Source organism: Pseudomonas sivasensis (assembly GCF_021391435.1).
Taxonomy (GTDB): domain Bacteria; phylum Pseudomonadota; class Gammaproteobacteria; order Pseudomonadales; family Pseudomonadaceae; genus Aquipseudomonas; species Aquipseudomonas sivasensis.
This window is the reverse complement of the sequence record NZ_CP090029.1, coordinates 234,414-252,177: the sequence shown is the minus strand read 5'-3', so window position 1 is coordinate 252,177 and position 17,764 is coordinate 234,414. Positions and strand designations below refer to the sequence as shown.

Genomic DNA, 17,764 nt, shown 5'->3' with positions numbered 1-17,764 from the left:
CAAATGGCCAACACTTCTTTACGTAAAGCGTCGCTGGAAAGCATGGAAGCCGAGATTTCGAGCCTGCTCAAGTCCCTTGAAAGCCTCAAGGACGATGCGTCCGATGAGTCGCGCAAAACGTTGAAGGCCCTGAAAAGTAACGCCGAGAATGCTCTCAAGCACTCCCGCCACCTGATCAGCGACGCCTATGAAGAAAGCAAAGTCAAAATCCGCGAAACCAGCGTTGCTACCCGCGACTACGCCCAAGAGCACCCATGGACTACAGCCGGTGTGGCGGTAGGCGCATTGGGCCTGCTGGCGGCGTACCTGCTCTGCAAACGCGGTGACTGATTGACCGGCTAAACAGGCTGGCGCATCAGCTCAGCTTTGAGCCACTGCGCCAGTTGCCCGGCGCGCCCGTCTGCGGCGCGCTTGGGTAGCCACAATGCCAGGTGCGCCGGGGTTTCACTGAAACCCCACGGCGCCACCAGGCGACCTGCACGCAAGTCCTCCGCCACCAACGGCTCCGGAGCGATCGCTACACCCAGCCCGGCCACCGCCGCTTCCAGCAAATAATACAAATGCTCAAAACCCTGGCCGTGTTTCAACGCGCCGGACGCGATGCCGTATTGCTGCGCCCAACTGGGCCAGGCTTGCGGACGCGATGTGGTGTGCAGCAGCGCTTCGCCACATAAAGCCGAGGCGGGCGCGAGCCGCAGACGCTCGTAACCGATAAAGCGCGGGCTCATCACCGGGCCGATGCGTTCGCTGGCCAGCTCATACACCTGCATGTCCGCCGGCCAAGGTGGCTCGGCGAATAGCAGCAGGGCATCGAGACCGGGACGCCGAGGATCAAGATCGCCGTCACCCGCCGACAAGTGGAGGCGCAAGTCCGGCAAGTCTGAGTTCAGACGCCCCAAGCGCGGGATCAACCAACGCGCCAGCAAACTCCCCGAGCAGCCGAGCACGAAGGGCGCATCGGCGCTGGCCTGAGTCAGTTCGGCGCAGACATCCCTTAAACGTTCGAACGCCTCGAAACTGGCATCCCGAAGTCGAACGCCGGAATCTGTGAGTTTAAGGCCGCGCCCATCTTTGGCGAAAAGGCTCACCCCCAGGTGCTCCTCCAGCACCTTCAACTGCCGGCTGACTGCACCGTGGGTCACGTGTAATTGCTCAGCAGCTTGGCTGACGCTATTAAGCCGAGCGGTGGCTTCAAAGGCGCGCAGGGCATTGAGGGGCGGAAGGTCTCGACTCATCTGTGAGTTTTCCTGACAGGTTGCGGCAATCTTATCGGTTTTCAGCCTGGGGCGTGAGGGGTAGAGTGGCCCTCATTGTTTCTTACACATCTTCTTTCCTGGAGCGTCCCATGACTCAGTCCCAGACCGATCTGCGCAACGGCCCTGACGCCAGCGGCTTGTTTGGCGCGTTCGGCGGCCGCTACGTCGCCGAAACCCTGATGCCGTTGATCCTCGACTTGGCCCGCGAATACGAAGCGGCCAAGATTGATCCGGCGTTCAATGAAGAATTGGCCTACTTCCAGCGCGACTACGTCGGCCGCCCAAGCCCACTCTATTTCGCCGAACGCCTGACCGAGTTCTGCGGTGGCGCCAAGATCTACCTCAAGCGTGAAGAGCTGAACCACACCGGCGCGCACAAGATCAACAACTGCATCGGCCAGATCCTGCTGGCACGGCGCATGGGCAAAAAACGCATCATCGCCGAGACCGGCGCCGGCATGCACGGTGTGGCCACTGCCACCGTCGCAGCGCGTTTCGGCCTGCAGTGCGTGATCTACATGGGCACTACCGACATCGAGCGCCAGCAGGCCAACGTATTCCGCATGAAACTGTTGGGCGCTGAAGTAATCCCCGTGGTCGCCGGCACCGGCACCCTGAAAGACGCCATGAACGAAGCCCTGCGTGACTGGGTAACCAACGTCGACGACACCTTCTACCTGATCGGCACCGTGGCCGGCCCACACCCGTATCCGGCGATGGTGCGCGACTTCCAGGCCGTAATCGGCAAGGAAACCCGCACTCAGCTGCAAGCCCAGGAAGGCCGCCTGCCGGACAGCCTGGTGGCGTGCATCGGCGGCGGGTCTAACGCCATGGGCCTGTTCCACCCCTTCCTGGATGACACCAGCGTCGAGATCATCGGCGTTGAAGCCGCCGGCCATGGCATCGAAACCGGCAAGCACGCCGCCAGCCTCAACGGCGGCGTACCGGGCGTGCTGCACGGCAACCGTACCTTCCTGCTGCAGGACGACGATGGCCAGATCATCGATGCCCACTCGATTTCCGCCGGTCTCGACTACCCCGGCATCGGCCCGGAACACGCCTGGTTGCACGATATCGGCCGCGTCCAGTACACCTCGGTGACTGACCACGAAGCCCTTGAGGCCTTCCACAAATGCTGCCGCCTGGAAGGGATCATTCCTGCCTTGGAAAGCGCCCACGCGCTGGCCGAAGTGTTCAAGCGCGCACCGTCCTTGCCGAAGGATCACCTGATGGTGGTCAACTTGTCCGGCCGTGGCGACAAAGACATGCAGACCGTCATGCATCACATGGAAACCGCCCAGCAGGAGAAACACTGATGAGCCGCCTGCAAACCCGCTTTGCGCAACTGAAAGAACAAAACCGCGCCGCCTTGGTGACCTTCGTCACTGCCGGTGACCCCGGTTATGACACCTCGCTGGCGATCCTCAAAGGCTTGCCTGCTGCTGGCGCCGATGTGATCGAACTGGGCATGCCCTTCACCGATCCGATGGCCGACGGTCCAGCCATCCAACTGGCAAACATCCGCGCCCTGGAAGCCAAGCAGAACCTGCTGAAAACCCTGCAGATGGTTCGCGAGTTCCGTAAAGACAACAACGACACTCCGCTGGTGTTGATGGGTTACTTCAACCCGATCCACAAATACGGCGTGCCTAAGTTCATCGCCCACGCCAAAGAGGCCGGTGTAGATGGCCTGATCGTGGTCGACATGCCACCTGAGCATAACGGCGAGCTGTGCGACCCGGCGCAAGCGGCGGGTATCGACTTTATCCGCCTGACCACGCCGACCACCGACGACGTGCGTCTGCCAACCGTCCTCAACGGCAGCTCCGGCTTTGTGTACTACGTTTCGGTAGCCGGCGTGACCGGTGCCGGTGCCGCCACCCTGGAGCACGTCGAAGAGGCCGTGACCCGCCTGCGTCGCCATACCGACCTGCCGATCAGCATCGGTTTTGGTATCCGCACGCCGGAACAAGCCGCCGCTATCGCGCGCTTGGCGGACGGTGTGGTGGTGGGGTCGGCGTTGATCGATCACATCGCCAATGCCAGCAACGACCAACAAGCCATCGACGGGGTGTTAAGCCATTGCGCGGCGCTGTCGGAAGGTGTGCGTAACGCCCGTAAGTAAGCGCCATGTAGCGAGAGGTAAAGTTCCTGATACAGAGGAATCAACTCGCAGCTTCACGGCCTAAACAGCAAGACCAAGGGATTTCGAACCTCGTTCGAAATCCCTTTTTTGTTTGTGTGCCCTGAGGAATACCCGATGAAAATGCCCAAATCCGTGATTGCAGGTCTAGGCGTACTGGTGCTTGGCGCCAGCGCCCTGGTGCAAGCCGCACCGCCTGACCAGCGAGGTGATGACCGTGGCGGCCCGCAGGGTCAGCACGAGCAACGTGGCGACGACCATCGCGGTCCGCAGGCCAACCGTCGCGGCGGCCCACCTCAGGACTTCGGCCCGGTGCGCCAGATCATCCACGATAACCACGGCCAGTTCTCCCGTGGCGCGCCGCCGCCGCCGAATGTGCGCCTGGTACGCGGCCAGCCGCTACCGCGCGGTTACTACGGCGAACGCCTGGACAACCGCGCCCTCGCACGCTTGCCGGTGTACCCAGGTTATGAATGGCGCCGGTCGGGCCCGGATGTAGTGTTGATCGCGGTGGGCACCGGTATCGTCTACGAGATTCTGGACGGCGTGCTGAACTGACCGTCTCACCCTGACGCCTTCTTTTTTACGCTAGGCTTGAGGGGGTGGGCACACCGCCCCTCCCTCAACGCACTTCGTGCCTATTGCCGTCTAACCACCTACGCAAGCCACATAGTGCTTGCCCACCCGGTCGTTAAGTTAGCCGCATCAGAAGTCATCCTTGGCTCTTAGGAGTACATCATGGCATTTGATCTCATCACCGCTTCAGACCACCGTCACTCAACCTTGCAAAAGGGTTTCAACCTGCGCTGGCCATTGGGTAACGTCCAGGGACAGTCCTCGCCCAATGGCGCCAACCTGATTTACCTCTGCCGCAGCCCGCAAGACATTATCGACGCCGCCGCCGAGGCCCTGGCTGTGCCCAATGGCCGTATCACGGTACGCAGTGGCGGGCATTGTTACGAAGGGTTTGTCTCCAACAAAATGCCGAATGCCCCAGGCGAGGTCTTGTCGATTCTGGATATCGGGCAAATGAACCAACTGGCCTACGACCCCAACGGGCAGATCGGCTCAGTGCTGGTACCGGGTGCACCCCATCAATACACCTTCCGCCTGGAACCTGGCTGCCAGAACTGGGACACCAGCGTCGCGTTGTACAAACTGGCGGGCAAAACCCTGCCGAGCGGCTCTTGCTATTCAGTAGGACTGGGCGGGCATATCTGCGGTGGCGGCTATGGGCTGCTGTCGCGTAAATACGGGCTGGTCTGCGATTGGCTGGACGGCGTCGACTTGCTGGTCGCCAATGCCTCCGGCTCGGGTCTTGAACCGATTCACGTGTCCCGCAACAGCATCGATGCCGACGAACTGGATCTGTTCGCCGCCTGTTGCGGTGCCGGTGGCGGGCAGTTCGGCATCATCACCGGTTACTACTTCAAGACGCTGCCGCAAGCCCCGAAAGAAGTGCTCTGGCTGTCCTTGGAGTGGGATTGGTCAGATCTCACACGCGCCGCCCTCGAACGCTTGCTGCACGCCTATCAAAAATGGTTCGTGGACCATCAGGCCGACTCGGCAACCTGGGGCCTGGCAACCAAACTGGAAATGCGTCATCTGAACACCGGCAATGTGACACTTGGCATTCACTACGTTGACAAGGATGGGCAGCTCGACGACCTGGCGCCGTTCAATGACTTTGTCTGCAGCATGCAGGAGGCCGTGGGCGTCAGTGCGACGGAGTCACTCCTACCGTTCTACGTCGTGCATCAGCCACGCAGCCGGCAAAAGGGCCGCCGCATCGACTCTCTGCAAGCCGCCCATGAGGCCGCCAGGCGTTTGGACTGGTTGTACGCGACCCAATCGCTCAACGGTTCCGGCGACAATCAGCGCGGGCGTTATAAATCGGCGTATCAAAAAGGCGGGTTTACGCAGCGCGTGCTGGACGCGATCTGGACGACGCTGACCTTGCCGGACGATCAGCAACACCTGACCCAGAGCCTGATTCAGATCCAGTCGTTCGGCGGGCGCATCAACCAGATGGACGGCCCGATCCTGGCGCAGACGTCAGCCGCGCAACGCTCCTCGTACCTCAAATGGCAACCGCAGTGTTACTGGCACGCAGACGATGACGCCATCGACCGCGCCCATGCCGACTGGATCCGCGGACTCTATTACGCTGCATTCACCAACGGCGTTCCCAATGACCCGGAGTTCGAGGGCTGCTACATCAACTACCCCGACCTGGACATGACCCACCTCGGTGGCAATCCCGCGAACCCCAGGAACCCCCTGTGGTATGGAGTTTTCTTCCCCAACACAATCATCGAAAACCGTCTGCGCCGAACCAAGCAACGTTGGGATCCGCTGAACGTGTTCCGCAACGAAATGTCGGTGCCCTAAGCCCAGCAAACGGGCGGCCCGCAGGCCGCCCACTGCTTACAACTCGATCCGCTCGACCTTGCCCACCAACAGCACGTAGGACAGTGCGCCCAACAGCGCCAGCACGGCGATGTAAGTGATCGCCGGCGCAAACGAATCGCCGCTGGCCAGGAAACCGATGACGATTGGCGTGGTAATCGCCGCCAGGTTGCCGATGAAGTTGAACACACCGCCGGTCAGTCCCAGCAGACGTGCAGGGGCAAGGGTCGAAACCAGCGACCACGTGATTGAGGCCAGACCGTTGCCGAAGAACGCCAAAGCCAGGAAGGCGATGACCAACGGTGTCGATTCGACAAAGTTGGCGCCAATGATCGCCGTAGATATCAGCAGGCCGCTGATGATCGGCAGCTTGCGGGCGAACCCCACCGAGGCACCGCGACGGATCAGCCAGTCGGAAAACAACCCCGAGCACAACACGCCGACGAAGGCCGCGAGGAAGGGCAATGATGCGAGCATGCCGGACTTGATGAAGTCCATGCCGCGGTATTTCACCAAGTAGGTCGGGAACCACGTCAGGAAGAACCACAACGTGGAGTTCAGGCAGAACTGCCCCAGGTAGATGCCCCACAACTTGCGCTTGCTGAGGACAATGCCCAGGTCGACCCAGCTGAATGGCGCCTTGGTCTTGCCCGCTTGTGCGCTGAGGTCCACCAACCCGCCACCTTCGCGGATCAACTCGATTTCGGCTGCGTTGACGCCTTTGAAGTCCCGGGGCTCGCGATACACGGCATACCAGATCGCCGCCCACAGAATGCCCACTCCGCCAGTGACAATAAACACCATGTGCCAGCCGTAGTGATGCTGCAACCAGGCCAGGACCGGCGTCAGGAACGCCAGCCCGACAAACTGCCCGGAGGTGTAAAAGCCAATGGCAGTGGCGCGCTCACGCTCGGGAAACCAGCTGGTGACAACGCGGCTGTTGATGGGGTAGGCCGGTGCTTCCAAGGCACCTACCGCCATGCGCAGCACGAACAGCGCAATAAAGCTGGCGGCGAAACCGAGCATCACGGTGGCGATGGACCAAAGCAGCAGGGCGACGGTGTAGAGGATACGCGGCGGCACTCGATCCACCAGCCAACCGCCGGGGATCTGCATGGCGGCATAGGTCCAGCCGAACGCCGAGAAAATCAGCCCGACATGTACCGGGTCGATGCCCAGCTCGCTGGTCAACGCCGGGGCGGCAATCGACAGGTTGCTGCGGTCGAGGTAGTTGATCACCACGGTGATAAACAACAGCACCATGATGAAGTAGCGCTTTCTGGTAGGCGTGACTAAAGAAGCCTGCCCGGTGAAGGATTCAGGGTGCATGGGGGTTGCCTCTTCTTATGTTTGTTGAGGACTGAAACTGAGCTGACTGAAGAAATCGGATCAACCTGTGGGAGGGGGCTTGCCCCCGATTGCAGTCTGCCTGCTATGGATGTGCTAGCTGACACACCACTATCGGGGGCAAGCCCCCTCCCACATTTTTTGACCGCATTGATTCAGTCAGAGGCTATTACCACTCGGCAAAGCTGCCATCAGCATGGCGCCAGATCGGGTTGCGCCAGCGATGACCGATGGCCGCGCGTTCGATCACGTATTCCTCGTTGATCTCAATGCCCAGGCCCGGCCCGTTAGGGATCTTCACGAAACCCTGGTCATAGTCGAACACGCCCGGATCACGCACATAGTCGAGCAGGTCGTTGCTCTCGTTGTAGTGAATGCCCAGGCTTTGCTCCTGGATAAACGCGTTGTAGCAAACCGCGTCCAGCTGAAGGCAAGCCGCCAGGGCGATCGGGCCCAGCGGGCAGTGCAGGGCCAGGGCCACGTCGTAGGCTTCGGCCATGTTGGCGATCTTGCGGGTTTCGGTGATGCCGCCGGCGTGGGAGGCATCCGGCTGGATGATGTCGACGTAGCCTTCACTGAGCACGCGCTTGAAGTCCCAACGCGAGAACAGCCGCTCGCCCAGGGCAATCGGCGTGCTGGTCAGCGGTGCCAGTTCCTTGAGCGCTTCGTAGTTTTCGCTGAGCACCGGCTCTTCGATAAACATCAGCTTGTACGGGTCCAGCTCTTTCATTAGCACCTTGGCCATGGGCTTGTGCACCCGGCCATGGAAGTCGACGCCGATGCCCACGTTAGGGCCGACCGCATCACGCACGGCAGCCACGTTGGCCAGGGCCAGGTCGACTTTTTCGAAGCTGTCGACGAACTGCAATTCTTCGGTGCCGTTCATTTTCACGGCGGTAAAACCGCGAGCCACGGCCTCTTTGGCAGCGCGGGCGGTGTCGGCCGGGCGGTCGCCGCCGATCCACGAGTACACGCGAATCTTGTCGCGCACCTGGCCACCCAACAGGTCGCTGACGGACACACCGAGGGCCTTGCCCTTGATGTCCCACAACGCCTGATCGATACCCGCGAGGGCGCTCATGTGAACAGCGCCGCCACGGTAGAAGCCGCCGCGATAGAGCACCGTCCAGATGTCTTCGATATTGCGTGGGTCTTTGCCGATCAGGTAGTCGGACAGTTCCTCGACGGCAGCGGCCACAGTGTGAGCGCGGCCTTCGACTACGGGCTCACCCCAACCGGTCACGCCCTGGTCGGTTTCAACCTTGAGGAAGCACCAGCGCGGCGGGACGATAAAGGTCGTCAGTTTGGTGATTTTCATCTGTTATCTCTCTTATAGATGCAGCGCCAGGGGCGCGGAACTTGATATCAGCTCAGGGCTTTCCATGCGGCGACATACGCTTGGGCGCGGCTCGCTACCTGATCCACTGTCATACCCGGTTTGAACAACCCGGAACCCAGCCCGAACCCTTTGGCGCCGGCATCGGTAAACACCTGCATGTTGTCCGGGGTGATGCCGCCCACCGGCAGCAACAGCGTGCCGGCTGGCAATACTGCAAGCCACGCCTTGATCACCGCCGGGCCCATTTGCTCGGCCGGGAACAGCTTCAACACATCGGCGCCTTCGTCCAGCGCGGCGAACGCTTCGGTGGGCGTGGCCACCCCCGGCGACAGGTACAGGCCTGCGGCTTTCGCGGCGCGCAAGACCTTGGCATCGCTGTGGGGCATAACGATCACCTGGCCGCCAGCGGCTTTGACCTGCTCGACCTGCTCCGGCGTCAACACCGTCCCGGCACCGATCAGGCAATCGGCGGGCAGGCTGTCGCGCAGGGTGCGGATGCTGGTGTAAGGGTCCGGCGAATTCAGCGGGACTTCGATCACACGAAAACCGGCGTCGTACAGCACCTGGCCGACCGCCTGGGCCTCGTCAGGGCGCAGGCCGCGCAGGATCGCGATCAAACCGTTTTGTGCGAGTGCTTGCTTGAGCATGTCAGGCCTCCGTTGCAGGTTGAGTGAGCCCGGCGGCCACTGCCAGTTGCCACAGGCCGCGCTCGGTCGCTTCCTGCGCCAGGCTGACGTGGGCGAAACCGCAGAGGGCGAGGGCGCGTTGGTAGCGCACGCACAGCGGGCCGGCGCCTACCAGGATGATGGGGATGTGCCGTGCACTGGCTGGCAAGCCGGCCAGTTCATGACCGATCAGCAGGCCGGATAAGTAATCGGGCTGCTGCTCAGGGGTGAGTTCGGCGGTCAGGCCCAGGGTGCGCGCACTGAACAAGGTCGACAGCACGCCGCGCTGGCCATCTTTTGACAGCGCCACTTGAACGCCGCGGTCGAAAGCCTCGGCCTGGAACTGCTCGGATACCTTTTGCGTACGCCCCAAGAGGCTGTGCTTGCTCAGCACCGCGAACAGTTCACCGGTCATGAAGGTATCGAAGTGGGTGATGCAACCTTCCACCACCTCGACCCATTTGGAATGACTGCCGGGCAGGCCGATCAGCAATTCACCAGCGACCGACAGGCTTTGCAGCACACCCAGCACCTGGGTTTCTTCGCCGCGCATCACGTTGGGCAAGCCGACCTGCTCGATCACGCCGGGCACGATATGCACATCGACACCGCGCAGGCTGCGTACCGTGTGCAACGTCTTGCCCAGGCTGGCGACGTCGACCGGCGTACTGCGATACGCCGCTTCGCTCCAGCCTTGGGCGCTGCCGACCATGCCGCAGGCAATCACCGCAAGATTGGGTTGGGCGTCGAGCCAATCGCCGCACGCCGTATCGAACGCCAACTCGAAGCCATCGCTGCAGCGCACACCGGCGATGTCCCGGGGCTCGCTGGGCAAATGCATGATGCCCGACGCCAGCGAGCGCTGTTCCAGCACTACGCCCGCGGGGCCGAGTTTATAAGCACGAAGGGAGCTGGTCCCCCAATCGAGCGCGATCAATTGCGCCTGCATCGCTTCACCTGAAATGAGTGGGTGCTGAAAAAAGCAGATGGGCGAATATAAACCTATGGCCGGATATATCTCAATATATAAATAACAGTCCCATATAGTGAGACGAAACAAGATAAATCCTACAACTTCCTCGCCTTTTACTGCGGGAAGGAACGGGTTTCATCTGATAAAGAGAGGTTAAAAAACCGACAGGTCCAGCTCGCGCATCGCACCCATCCAGATCGCGTAGTCGGTGTGATCCTTCAAGTCATCACCGGTATCAGGGTGCAGGAACACCACCAAACCGTTGCGATGGATCACCAGCCACGGCAGCACCACGCCGATGTATTCGGGGTCGAACGCCAACTGGCAGCTCCAGTCCGGGTGTGGGCCTACGGGTTTTTCGTGCACACGTCCCATACGCAGTGGGAAGAGTTTGGCGGCGTCTTCGCACAGGGTGCGCGCCTGCTCAATGGTGCTTGCGTCAAAGTAGATATGGGCGTGGTAACCCTTGATACGTTGCATGACGGACTCCGGATCCAATGTGCGGCAAATCCTAGACCGCAATCGACGGCAGGGCCAGTCCGGTCAGGGACTGCGCGCTGCTGGCCTGTTCTGCCTGCAACCAGTCGACGAAACGTTCGACCAACTGTCCACGCCGCTTGCGCTGGGGCTGCACCACGTAATAGCCAAAGCGCGAAATCACCGTGTTGCCGATCGGTCGGCACAACCAGTTCTGTTCCAGCAGGTTATCCACCAAATGGCGCCAGCCGATCGCCACCCCTTGGCCGGCAATCGCTGCCTGGATCAGCAAGGTGTAGTTGTCGAAGCGAAGCTGGCCGGGAGTGGGCGCAGCGCTGATGCCCAGCTCGCGGAATACGCCACTCCAGTCGAACCACTGGCTGTTGTTTTCCTGGCGCAAGTGCAGCAAAGGCACATCGTGCAGATTCTGTAACGTCAGCGGCGCGGATTGGTCCTTGAGCCATTGCGGGCTGCACACCGGGAATACCTCCTCGTTGAACAACCACAGGCTGTCGCCCTGCTTGAAGCGGCCGTCGCCAAACAGCACGGCCACGTCAATGTCGCTGCGCAGGGTCGCGTGATTACGCTCGCTGGTCACCAAGCTCACATCGACCTGAGGGTTGGCCTGATGGAAACGGTGCAGGCGCGGCATCAGCCAGTAGGCCGCGAAGGCGAAGTCGGTGGCCACTTGCAGGACTTCGTGCTGATCCTGCTGGGTGATGGCGCTGAGGCCCTGATTAATGGTTTGCAGGCCACCTTGCACATGCTCGAACAGCAAGGCGCCGGCGTCCGTCAGTTCGATGCCGCGGTAGATGCGATCAAACAGGCGGACCGCCAACTGTTCTTCCAGGCGCTTGATCTGCTGGCTGATCGCTGGTTGAGTGGTGCCCAGCTCCATCGCGGCGGCGGTAAAGCTGCGATGACGTGCCGCCGCTTCAAACGCGCGCAGCAGGTCGAGGGACAGGTCACCAAGGGATTCATACATAAGCTGTGCTTATCCTAGACATTGCTTTTCATGGGCTTTACCCCATTTTCCATGGGCCGCATGCTCAATCGCATAAACACCGCCTATGGAATGCCGAGAACCCATGAAGCGCAAGAACATTCTTTTCATCATGGCCGATCAAATGGCCGCGCCGATGCTGCCGTTCTACGGTTCCTCCCCGATCAAGCTGCCCAATCTGAGCCGCCTCGCCGAGCAAGGCGTGGTGTTCGACGCCGCCTATTGCAACAGCCCGCTGTGCGCACCCTCGCGCTTTACCTTGGTCAGCGGCCAATTGCCGAGCAAGATTGGCGCCTACGACAACGCGGCTGATTTCCCCGCCGATGTACCGACCTACGCTCACTACCTGCGTCGTCTCGGTTACCGCACTGCGCTGTCGGGCAAGATGCATTTCTGCGGCCCCGACCAACTGCACGGCTATGAGGAGCGCCTGACCAGCGACATCTACCCCGCCGACTACGGCTGGGCAGTGAACTGGGACGAGCCGGACGTGCGCCCCAGCTGGTACCACAACATGTCCTCGGTGCTGCAAGCCGGTCCTTGCGTGCGCACCAATCAGCTGGATTTTGACGAAGAGGTGGTGTTCAAGGCCCAGCAGTACCTGTTCGACCATATTCGTGAGGACGGCGACCAGCCGTTCTGCCTGACCGTATCCATGACCCATCCCCACGACCCGTACACCATTCCCAAGCCGTTCTGGGATCTGTACGACGACAACGACATTCCCTTGCCTGCAACGCCCGCGCAAAGTGATCTCGACCCGCATTCCCAGCGCCTGCTCAAGGTCTATGACCTGTGGGACAAGCCGCTGCCTGTGGATAAGATCCGCGATGCGCGCCGGGCTTACTTTGGCGCCTGCAGTTACATCGACAGCAATGTCGGCAAGCTGCTGCAAACCCTGGAAGACACCGGCCTGGCCAACGACACGGTTATCGTGTTCTCCGGCGACCACGGCGACATGCTCGGCGAGCGCGGCCTCTGGTACAAAATGCACTGGTTTGAAATGGCAGCCCGCGTGCCGCTGCTGATCTGCGCTCCGGGGCAGTTTGCGGCGGGCCGCGTGCCCAACGCAGTGTCCACCGCCGACCTGCTGCCGACCCTGGTGGAACTGGCCGGCGGCCAACTCGACCCACAACTGCCACTCGATGGCCGCTCGCTGATCCCGCACTTGCAAGGGCAGGGCGGGCACGACGAAGTGTTCGGCGAATACATGGCCGAAGGCACCATCAGCCCGCTGATGATGATTCGCCGTGGCGCCTACAAATTCATCTACAGCGAAGACGACCCTTGTCTATTGTTCGATGTTCACAACGACCCACGGGAGCAGGAAGAACTCAGCCAGTCGCCGCAGCACCGGGCACTGTTCGACGCCTTCCTGGCTGAGGCGCGGGCCAAATGGGACATCCCGGCGATCCACCAGCAGGTGCTCGCCAGCCAACGCCGTCGACGCCTGGTGTTTGAGGCGCTGACCCAAGGCAAGCTGAAGAGCTGGGATCACCAGCCACTGGTCGACGCCAGTCAGCAATACATGCGCAACCATATCGACCTCGATGACCTGGAGCGCAAGGCACGTTATCCACAACCCTGCCAAAACCAATAAATACAGAGGGAAGGCCATGCAAAAGTTATCTGTGATAGTGGGCATGCTGGTGCTGGGCAGCGCCAATGTGTATGCAGACACCAGCTGTGAAACCGTAAAAATGGCCGATCCGGGCTGGAGCGATATCGCGGCCACCAATGCCATCACCGGTTTTCTGCTGACGGGCATGGGCTACAAACCCAAGGTCGACACCCTGGCGGTGCCGATTACCTTTGGCGGGCTCAAAGACGGCCAGGTGGATGTGTTCCTCGGCAACTGGATGCCCGCGCAGCAGGGTTTTTACGACAAGTTCGTGGCCAATGGCGATGTGGTGCAACTGGCGAAAAACCTCGACGGCACCGAGTTCACCCTCGCCGTGCCGGACTACGTGTGGGACGCGGGTGTGCATGACTTCGCCGACCTGAACAAATTTGCCGACACGTTCGACAAGAAGATCTACGGCATCGGCTCCGGCGCGCCGGCGAATATCTCGTTGCAGGAGATCATTAAGAAGAATGACTTTGATCTGGGCCAATGGAAACTGGTCGAGTCCAGCGAACAAGCGATGCTCGCGGAAGTGTCGCGGGCGGTGAAGAAACAGCGCTTCGTCACCTTCCTCGGTTGGACCCCGCACCCGATGAACGTGCAGTTGAAAATGCACTACCTCAAAGGTGGCGAAAAGTATTTTGGTGACACTGGCAGCGTTTATACCTTGACCCGCAAAGGTTATGCACAAGCCTGCCCGAACGTAGGAAAACTGCTGACCAACCTGAGTTTCACCCAGGAGATGGAGAACAGCATCATGGCCGAAGTGGCCAACAACAAGGTCAGCAACGCCGATGCGGCGAAGGCATGGATCAAGGCGAACCCGGCGGTGCTGGATAAATGGTTGGACGGCGTGAAAACCGTGGATGGCAAGGACGCGTTGCCGGCAGTAAAGGCCAAACTCTAGGGCCTTGCGCTATTCCAATGTGGGAGGGGGCTTGCTCCCGATAGCGGAGTGCCAGTCAGAGAGATTTAGACGGGTCCACCTATATCGGGAGCAAGCCCCCTCCCACAAGGACCAGTGTGTACTGATACCCTGAGTCAAACCTTTTCAGCCGAGTTATAAATGCCCCGGCCCAACCGCCATACACTCTTCCCCTTCCTCAGCTGGCTCCCGCGTCAAACCCGAGCCACTGTGGGCCGGGACGCGCTGGTCGGCCTCAGCGGCGCCGTGCTCGCACTGCCCCAATCGATTGCCTACGCGCTGATCGCCGGTCTTCCACCGGAGTACGGTCTGTACGCCGCCATCATCCCGGTGCTGATCGCGTGCCTGTGGGGTTCATCCTGGCACCTGATCTGTGGCCCCACGGCGGCGATTTCCATCGTGCTCTATGCCAGCGTGAGCCCATTGGCCGTGCCGGGGTCGCAGGACTACATCACCTTGATCCTGTTGCTCACCTTTCTCGCCGGCGTATTCCAGTGGCTGCTGGGCATGCTGCGCTTTGGCGCACTGGTGAACTTTGTCTCCCATTCGGTGGTGTTGGGTTTCACCTTGGGCGCCGCCGTGGTGATTGCCCTGGGGCAGTTGCCGAACCTGTTGGGGCTGGATTTGCCGAGCCAGGCCACCGCAATCAATAGCCTGCTGGCGCTGATCCACCATGCTGGCGAGTGGGACCACGCGTCCCTTGTCCTGGGGATCGGGACGTTGCTGGTGGGTGCTTTGCTCAAATACCTCGTGCCTCGCTGGCCAACGCTACTGATCGCACTGACCCTGGGTAGCCTGGCAACGTGGCTATGGCCGTCGATGTTCGGGCATGTGGCGTTGGTCAGTTCGTTTATCGGCAAACTGCCGCCGTTCAGCCCGTTACCGTTGGACCTGGACATGATCCTGCGCCTGCTGCCCAGTGCCGTGGCGGTGGGCATGCTGGGACTGGTGACCAGCCTGTCGATTGCCCGCTCGCTGTCGGCTCGTTCGCAACAGTTGCTCGACGCGAATCAGGAAGTTCGCGCTCAGGGTTTATCCAATATCGTCGGCGGATTTTTCTCCGGCTATCTGTCGGCCGGTTCCTTTACCCGCTCAGGCCTCAGCTACGAGGCAGGTGCCTGCTCGCCGTTGGCCGGGGTGTTTTCCGCGTTATGGGTGGCGCTGTTTGCGTTATTTGGTGCGGCATTGATCGCGCATATTCCAATTCCGAGCATGGCGGCGAGCATCCTGCTGATTTGCTGGGGCTTGGTGGATCATCGTGCTATTCGCGCGCTGTTTCGCGTCAGCCGTGCAGAGTTTGTGGTGATGAACCTGACCTGTGTCGCCACGTTATTACTGGAGCTGCAAACGGCGATCTATGCGGGAGTGCTGGCGTCGCTGTTTTTCTATCTCAAACGCACGTCGCAGCCACGGGTTCAACAATGGCGAGACGGTGACGAAGATATATTGCGAGTCGGCGGCTCGATCTTTTTTGGCGCCAGCCATTACCTGCAAGTGCGCCTGCAAAGTTTGCAGGGCAAGCGGGTGGTGATCGAGGCGCAGCAGATCAACTTTATCGACTATTCCGGGGTAGAGATGCTGCACCAGGAGGCGCGGAGATTGAAGGGGTTGGGGCGTAGCCTGACATTGCGCGGGGCACGGCCGCAGGTGGTTGAAGAGCTGAAGAAACTGGAAGGGGCCGATAACTGCCCCATCCAGTTTGAAGATTGATTACTGCGCCAACTGACGGCGCAGTTCAGCCAACACCGGCGCCGAATCCGGGCGCACACCGCGCCATAGAAAGAACGCTTCAGCGGCCTGTTCAACCAGCATGCCCAGGCCATCCATTGCCACAGCTGCACCTTGCTCAGCCGCCCAACGGCAAAACGCGGTCGGCTCCTTGGCATACATCATGTCGTAGCAAAAGGTCTTGCCCGGTTCTATCAAGCTGCCGGCAATCGGCGGTAAATCGCCTGACAGGCTGGCAGACGTGGCATTGATGATTACGTCAACCGGCTCACGCAGCCAGTCGAAACCACTGGCCGACACCGGGCCCAAGTCGTCGAACAACTCGGCGAGCAATTCAGCCTTTTCCACAGTGCGATTGGCGATGATCAATGAAGCAGGACGCTCAGCCAGCAACGGTTCCAACGCCCCGCGTACCGCGCCACCGGCACCCAGCAACAGGATGCGTTTGCCTTGCAGGCTTAACCCGGCGTTTACCGTCAGGTCGCGCACCAGGCCCGCGCCGTCGGTGTTATCACCCAGCAGCGTGCCATCGGCCAACTTGCTCAGGGTGTTCACCGCACCGGCGCGTTGGGCGCGCTCGGTGAGGCTATTGGCCAGACGGTAAGCGTCTTCCTTGAACGGTACGGTGACGTTAGCGCCACGGCCTTGCTGGAAAAACTCACGGGCACAACCGGTGAAATCCTCCAAGGGCGCAAGCAAAGTGCTGTAGTCCAATTGTTCGCCGGTCTGCTCGGCGAACATGCGGTGAATCAGCGGCGACTTGCTGTGACCGATGGGGTTGCCGAAGACAACATAACGATCCATCAGACCGCCGCCTTAGGCGCGACAACGCCAAGCCAGTCGCGGTCTTGCAGGAAGTAATCAGTGAGCCGCGCCTCTTCGCTGCCGGCCTCGGCCTTCCAGTCATAGCTCCAGCGCACTTGCGGCGGCAGCGACATCAGGATCGATTCGGTACGCCCGCCCGATTGCAGACCAAACAGGGTGCCACGGTCGTAGACCAGGTTGAATTCAACATAGCGGCCGCGACGGAATTCCTGAAACTGGCGCTGCTGCTCGGTATAGGCCATGGCTTTGCGACGCTGCACGATCGGCAGATAAGCATCGATATAGGCATCGCCGATGGCGCGGATGAAGGCGAAGCAGGTGTCGAAGTCCCACTCGTTCAAGTCATCGAAAAACAGGCCGCCGATACCACGGGGTTCGTTGCGATGCTTGATATGGAAGTAGGTGTCACACCAGGCCTTGTAGCGCGAGTACACGTCCGGGCCAAAAGGTGCGCAGGCCTGCTCGGCCACACGGTGCCAGTGGATGCAGTCTTCTTCGTTGCCGTAATACGGGGTGAGGTCAAAGCCGCCACCGAACCACCACACCGGCTCTTCGCCTTCTTTTTCAGCGATGAAAAAACGCACGTTGGCGTGGGACGTCGGCACATGAGGGTTGTGCGGGTGGATCACCAGCGACACGCCGAGGGCTTCAAAGCCACGACCGGCCAGCTCTGGGCGGTGTGCGCTGGCGGATGGTGGCAGGCCGCTGCCGAATACGTGAGAAAAGTTAACGCCGCCTTTTTCGATCACCGAACCGTTTTCGATCACACGGGTGCGACCGCCACCGCCGGCAGGCCGGGTCCAGGCGTCTTCGATAAAGCGAGTGTCCGTCTCAAAGGTTTCCAGGGCGCTGCAAATGCGGTCTTGCAGGTCAAGCAGGTAGGCCTTTACAGCCTCGGTGCGGGTAGTCATGGCATCACCTTGAATCGGGCAAAGCTACGCGAGGCCATTGGGCGTCGGCGGCAAATGGGCGCACAGGATACCACTGCACCCTATGCCGTCGCAGTTGACGAAGATCAAGCTTAGGAGTCCGATAGGGGGCTACGCGAAT

The 17,764-nt window shown here is 60.7% G+C and carries 17 protein-coding genes; 8 read left to right on the top strand and 9 right to left on the bottom strand.

The features are described 5' to 3' along the window. The first annotated feature begins 3 nt into the window (after positions 1–3). Positions 4–330 carry a DUF883 family protein gene (locus tag LRO94_RS01100; RefSeq protein ID WP_032885107.1) on the top strand — a complete coding sequence of 109 codons (327 nt, stop codon included), beginning with the start codon at positions 4–6 and terminating at the stop codon, positions 328–330. An 8-nt stretch (positions 331–338) separates the two neighbouring features. Here LRO94_RS01100 and LRO94_RS01095 read toward each other — a convergent pair whose 3' ends face one another. Continuing rightward, on the bottom strand, positions 339–1,235 hold the full coding sequence (locus LRO94_RS01095) for a LysR family transcriptional regulator (RefSeq protein WP_032885109.1): 897 nt from the start codon (positions 1,233–1,235) through the stop codon (positions 339–341). Positions 1,236–1,345: 110 nt separating this feature from the next. Between LRO94_RS01095 and trpB the strand changes: the two genes are divergently transcribed. The 4 genes from trpB to LRO94_RS01075 all read left to right on the top strand — a co-directional run bounded on the left by trpB (position 1,346) and on the right by LRO94_RS01075 (position 5,790). Then, positions 1,346–2,572: a tryptophan synthase subunit beta gene (gene trpB / locus LRO94_RS01090; protein WP_032885111.1), complete on the top strand. Its 1,227-nt coding sequence runs from the start codon at positions 1,346–1,348 to the stop codon at positions 2,570–2,572. Further along, positions 2,572–3,381: a tryptophan synthase subunit alpha gene (gene trpA / locus LRO94_RS01085; protein WP_179179709.1), complete on the top strand. Its 810-nt coding sequence runs from the start codon at positions 2,572–2,574 to the stop codon at positions 3,379–3,381. The genes trpB and trpA overlap by 1 nt, the downstream gene beginning before the upstream one ends. A 135-nt stretch (positions 3,382–3,516) precedes the next feature. Then, on the top strand, positions 3,517–3,957 hold the full coding sequence (locus LRO94_RS01080) for an anti-virulence regulator CigR family protein (protein ID WP_032885113.1): 441 nt from the start codon (positions 3,517–3,519) through the stop codon (positions 3,955–3,957). Between the two features lie 180 nt (positions 3,958–4,137). After that, entirely contained in the window at positions 4,138–5,790 is a 1,653-nt protein-coding gene (locus LRO94_RS01075) for an FAD-dependent oxidoreductase (protein ID WP_179179710.1), read from the top strand. 36 nt (positions 5,791–5,826) lie between these two features. On the opposite strand, the gene LRO94_RS01070 is transcribed toward LRO94_RS01075, so the two are convergent. The 6 genes from LRO94_RS01070 to LRO94_RS01045 form a co-directional block, all read right to left on the bottom strand. Beyond that, positions 5,827–7,137, bottom strand: a complete 1,311-nt coding sequence (locus LRO94_RS01070) for an MFS transporter (protein ID WP_179179711.1) — start codon at positions 7,135–7,137, stop codon at positions 5,827–5,829. 187 nt (positions 7,138–7,324) lie between these two features. Further along, positions 7,325–8,473 (bottom strand): galactonate dehydratase, encoded by a 1,149-nt coding sequence (gene dgoD, locus LRO94_RS01065; RefSeq protein ID WP_003170741.1) that lies wholly within the window; start codon positions 8,471–8,473, stop codon positions 7,325–7,327. Between the two features lie 47 nt (positions 8,474–8,520). Then, complete coding sequence (locus tag LRO94_RS01060; RefSeq protein ID WP_099601821.1) at positions 8,521–9,141, bottom strand: 2-dehydro-3-deoxy-6-phosphogalactonate aldolase; 621 nt, start codon at positions 9,139–9,141, stop codon at positions 8,521–8,523. Position 9,142: 1 nt separating this feature from the next. After that, on the bottom strand, positions 9,143–10,108 hold the full coding sequence (locus LRO94_RS01055; RefSeq protein WP_179179712.1) for a 2-dehydro-3-deoxygalactonokinase: 966 nt from the start codon (positions 10,106–10,108) through the stop codon (positions 9,143–9,145). A 177-nt stretch (positions 10,109–10,285) separates the two neighbouring features. Then, the gene (locus LRO94_RS01050; RefSeq protein WP_032885120.1) at positions 10,286–10,612 is read right to left on the bottom strand and encodes a DOPA 4,5-dioxygenase family protein; all 327 of its coding nucleotides are present in this window, start codon (positions 10,610–10,612) and stop codon (positions 10,286–10,288) included. A 31-nt stretch (positions 10,613–10,643) separates the two neighbouring features. Next, positions 10,644–11,594 carry a choline sulfate utilization transcriptional regulator gene (locus tag LRO94_RS01045; RefSeq protein ID WP_032885121.1) on the bottom strand — a complete coding sequence of 317 codons (951 nt, stop codon included), beginning with the start codon at positions 11,592–11,594 and terminating at the stop codon, positions 10,644–10,646. 103 nt (positions 11,595–11,697) lie between these two features. On the opposite strand from LRO94_RS01045, the gene betC reads away from it, so the two are divergent. The 3 genes from betC to LRO94_RS01030 all read left to right on the top strand — a co-directional run bounded on the left by betC (position 11,698) and on the right by LRO94_RS01030 (position 15,871). Continuing rightward, complete coding sequence (gene betC, locus LRO94_RS01040; protein ID WP_179179713.1) at positions 11,698–13,212, top strand: choline-sulfatase; 1,515 nt, start codon at positions 11,698–11,700, stop codon at positions 13,210–13,212. A gap of 16 nt (positions 13,213–13,228) precedes the next feature. Continuing rightward, positions 13,229–14,143, top strand: coding sequence for a choline ABC transporter substrate-binding protein (choX, locus tag LRO94_RS01035; protein ID WP_179179714.1), 915 nt, complete (start codon positions 13,229–13,231; stop codon positions 14,141–14,143). Positions 14,144–14,302: 159 nt separating this feature from the next. Continuing rightward, complete coding sequence (locus LRO94_RS01030) at positions 14,303–15,871, top strand: SulP family inorganic anion transporter (protein ID WP_179179715.1); 1,569 nt, start codon at positions 14,303–14,305, stop codon at positions 15,869–15,871. Here LRO94_RS01030 and aroE read toward each other — a convergent pair whose 3' ends face one another. Together aroE and hemF are read right to left on the bottom strand one after the other, a co-directional pair. Next, positions 15,872–16,693: a shikimate dehydrogenase gene (gene aroE, locus LRO94_RS01025; RefSeq protein WP_032885125.1), complete on the bottom strand. Its 822-nt coding sequence runs from the start codon at positions 16,691–16,693 to the stop codon at positions 15,872–15,874. Next, positions 16,693–17,625, bottom strand: a complete 933-nt coding sequence (gene hemF / locus LRO94_RS01020) for an oxygen-dependent coproporphyrinogen oxidase (protein WP_032885127.1) — start codon at positions 17,623–17,625, stop codon at positions 16,693–16,695. Before hemF ends, aroE begins: the two co-directional genes overlap by 1 nt. Between the last annotated feature and the right edge of the window lie 139 nt (positions 17,626–17,764).

What these genes read in the sequence shown, in the direction of transcription:
- LRO94_RS01100 (WP_032885107.1), top strand. Translation starts at nt 4, where the DNA reads ATGGCCAACACTTCTTTACGTAAAGCGTCGCTGGAAAGCATGGAAGCC.
- LRO94_RS01095 (WP_032885109.1), bottom strand. Translation starts at nt 1,235, where the DNA reads ATGAGTCGAGACCTTCCGCCCCTCAATGCCCTGCGCGCCTTTGAAGCC.
- trpB (WP_032885111.1), top strand. Translation starts at nt 1,346, where the DNA reads ATGACTCAGTCCCAGACCGATCTGCGCAACGGCCCTGACGCCAGCGGC.
- trpA (WP_179179709.1), top strand. Translation starts at nt 2,572, where the DNA reads ATGAGCCGCCTGCAAACCCGCTTTGCGCAACTGAAAGAACAAAACCGC.
- LRO94_RS01080 (WP_032885113.1), top strand. Translation starts at nt 3,517, where the DNA reads ATGAAAATGCCCAAATCCGTGATTGCAGGTCTAGGCGTACTGGTGCTT.
- LRO94_RS01075 (WP_179179710.1), top strand. Translation starts at nt 4,138, where the DNA reads ATGGCATTTGATCTCATCACCGCTTCAGACCACCGTCACTCAACCTTG.
- LRO94_RS01070 (WP_179179711.1), bottom strand. Translation starts at nt 7,137, where the DNA reads ATGCACCCTGAATCCTTCACCGGGCAGGCTTCTTTAGTCACGCCTACC.
- dgoD (WP_003170741.1), bottom strand. Translation starts at nt 8,473, where the DNA reads ATGAAAATCACCAAACTGACGACCTTTATCGTCCCGCCGCGCTGGTGC.
- LRO94_RS01060 (WP_099601821.1), bottom strand. Translation starts at nt 9,141, where the DNA reads ATGCTCAAGCAAGCACTCGCACAAAACGGTTTGATCGCGATCCTGCGC.
- LRO94_RS01055 (WP_179179712.1), bottom strand. Translation starts at nt 10,108, where the DNA reads ATGCAGGCGCAATTGATCGCGCTCGATTGGGGGACCAGCTCCCTTCGT.
- LRO94_RS01050 (WP_032885120.1), bottom strand. Translation starts at nt 10,612, where the DNA reads ATGCAACGTATCAAGGGTTACCACGCCCATATCTACTTTGACGCAAGC.
- LRO94_RS01045 (WP_032885121.1), bottom strand. Translation starts at nt 11,594, where the DNA reads ATGTATGAATCCCTTGGTGACCTGTCCCTCGACCTGCTGCGCGCGTTT.
- betC (WP_179179713.1), top strand. Translation starts at nt 11,698, where the DNA reads ATGAAGCGCAAGAACATTCTTTTCATCATGGCCGATCAAATGGCCGCG.
- choX (WP_179179714.1), top strand. Translation starts at nt 13,229, where the DNA reads ATGCAAAAGTTATCTGTGATAGTGGGCATGCTGGTGCTGGGCAGCGCC.
- LRO94_RS01030 (WP_179179715.1), top strand. Translation starts at nt 14,303, where the DNA reads ATGCCCCGGCCCAACCGCCATACACTCTTCCCCTTCCTCAGCTGGCTC.
- aroE (WP_032885125.1), bottom strand. Translation starts at nt 16,693, where the DNA reads ATGGATCGTTATGTTGTCTTCGGCAACCCCATCGGTCACAGCAAGTCG.
- hemF (WP_032885127.1), bottom strand. Translation starts at nt 17,625, where the DNA reads ATGACTACCCGCACCGAGGCTGTAAAGGCCTACCTGCTTGACCTGCAA.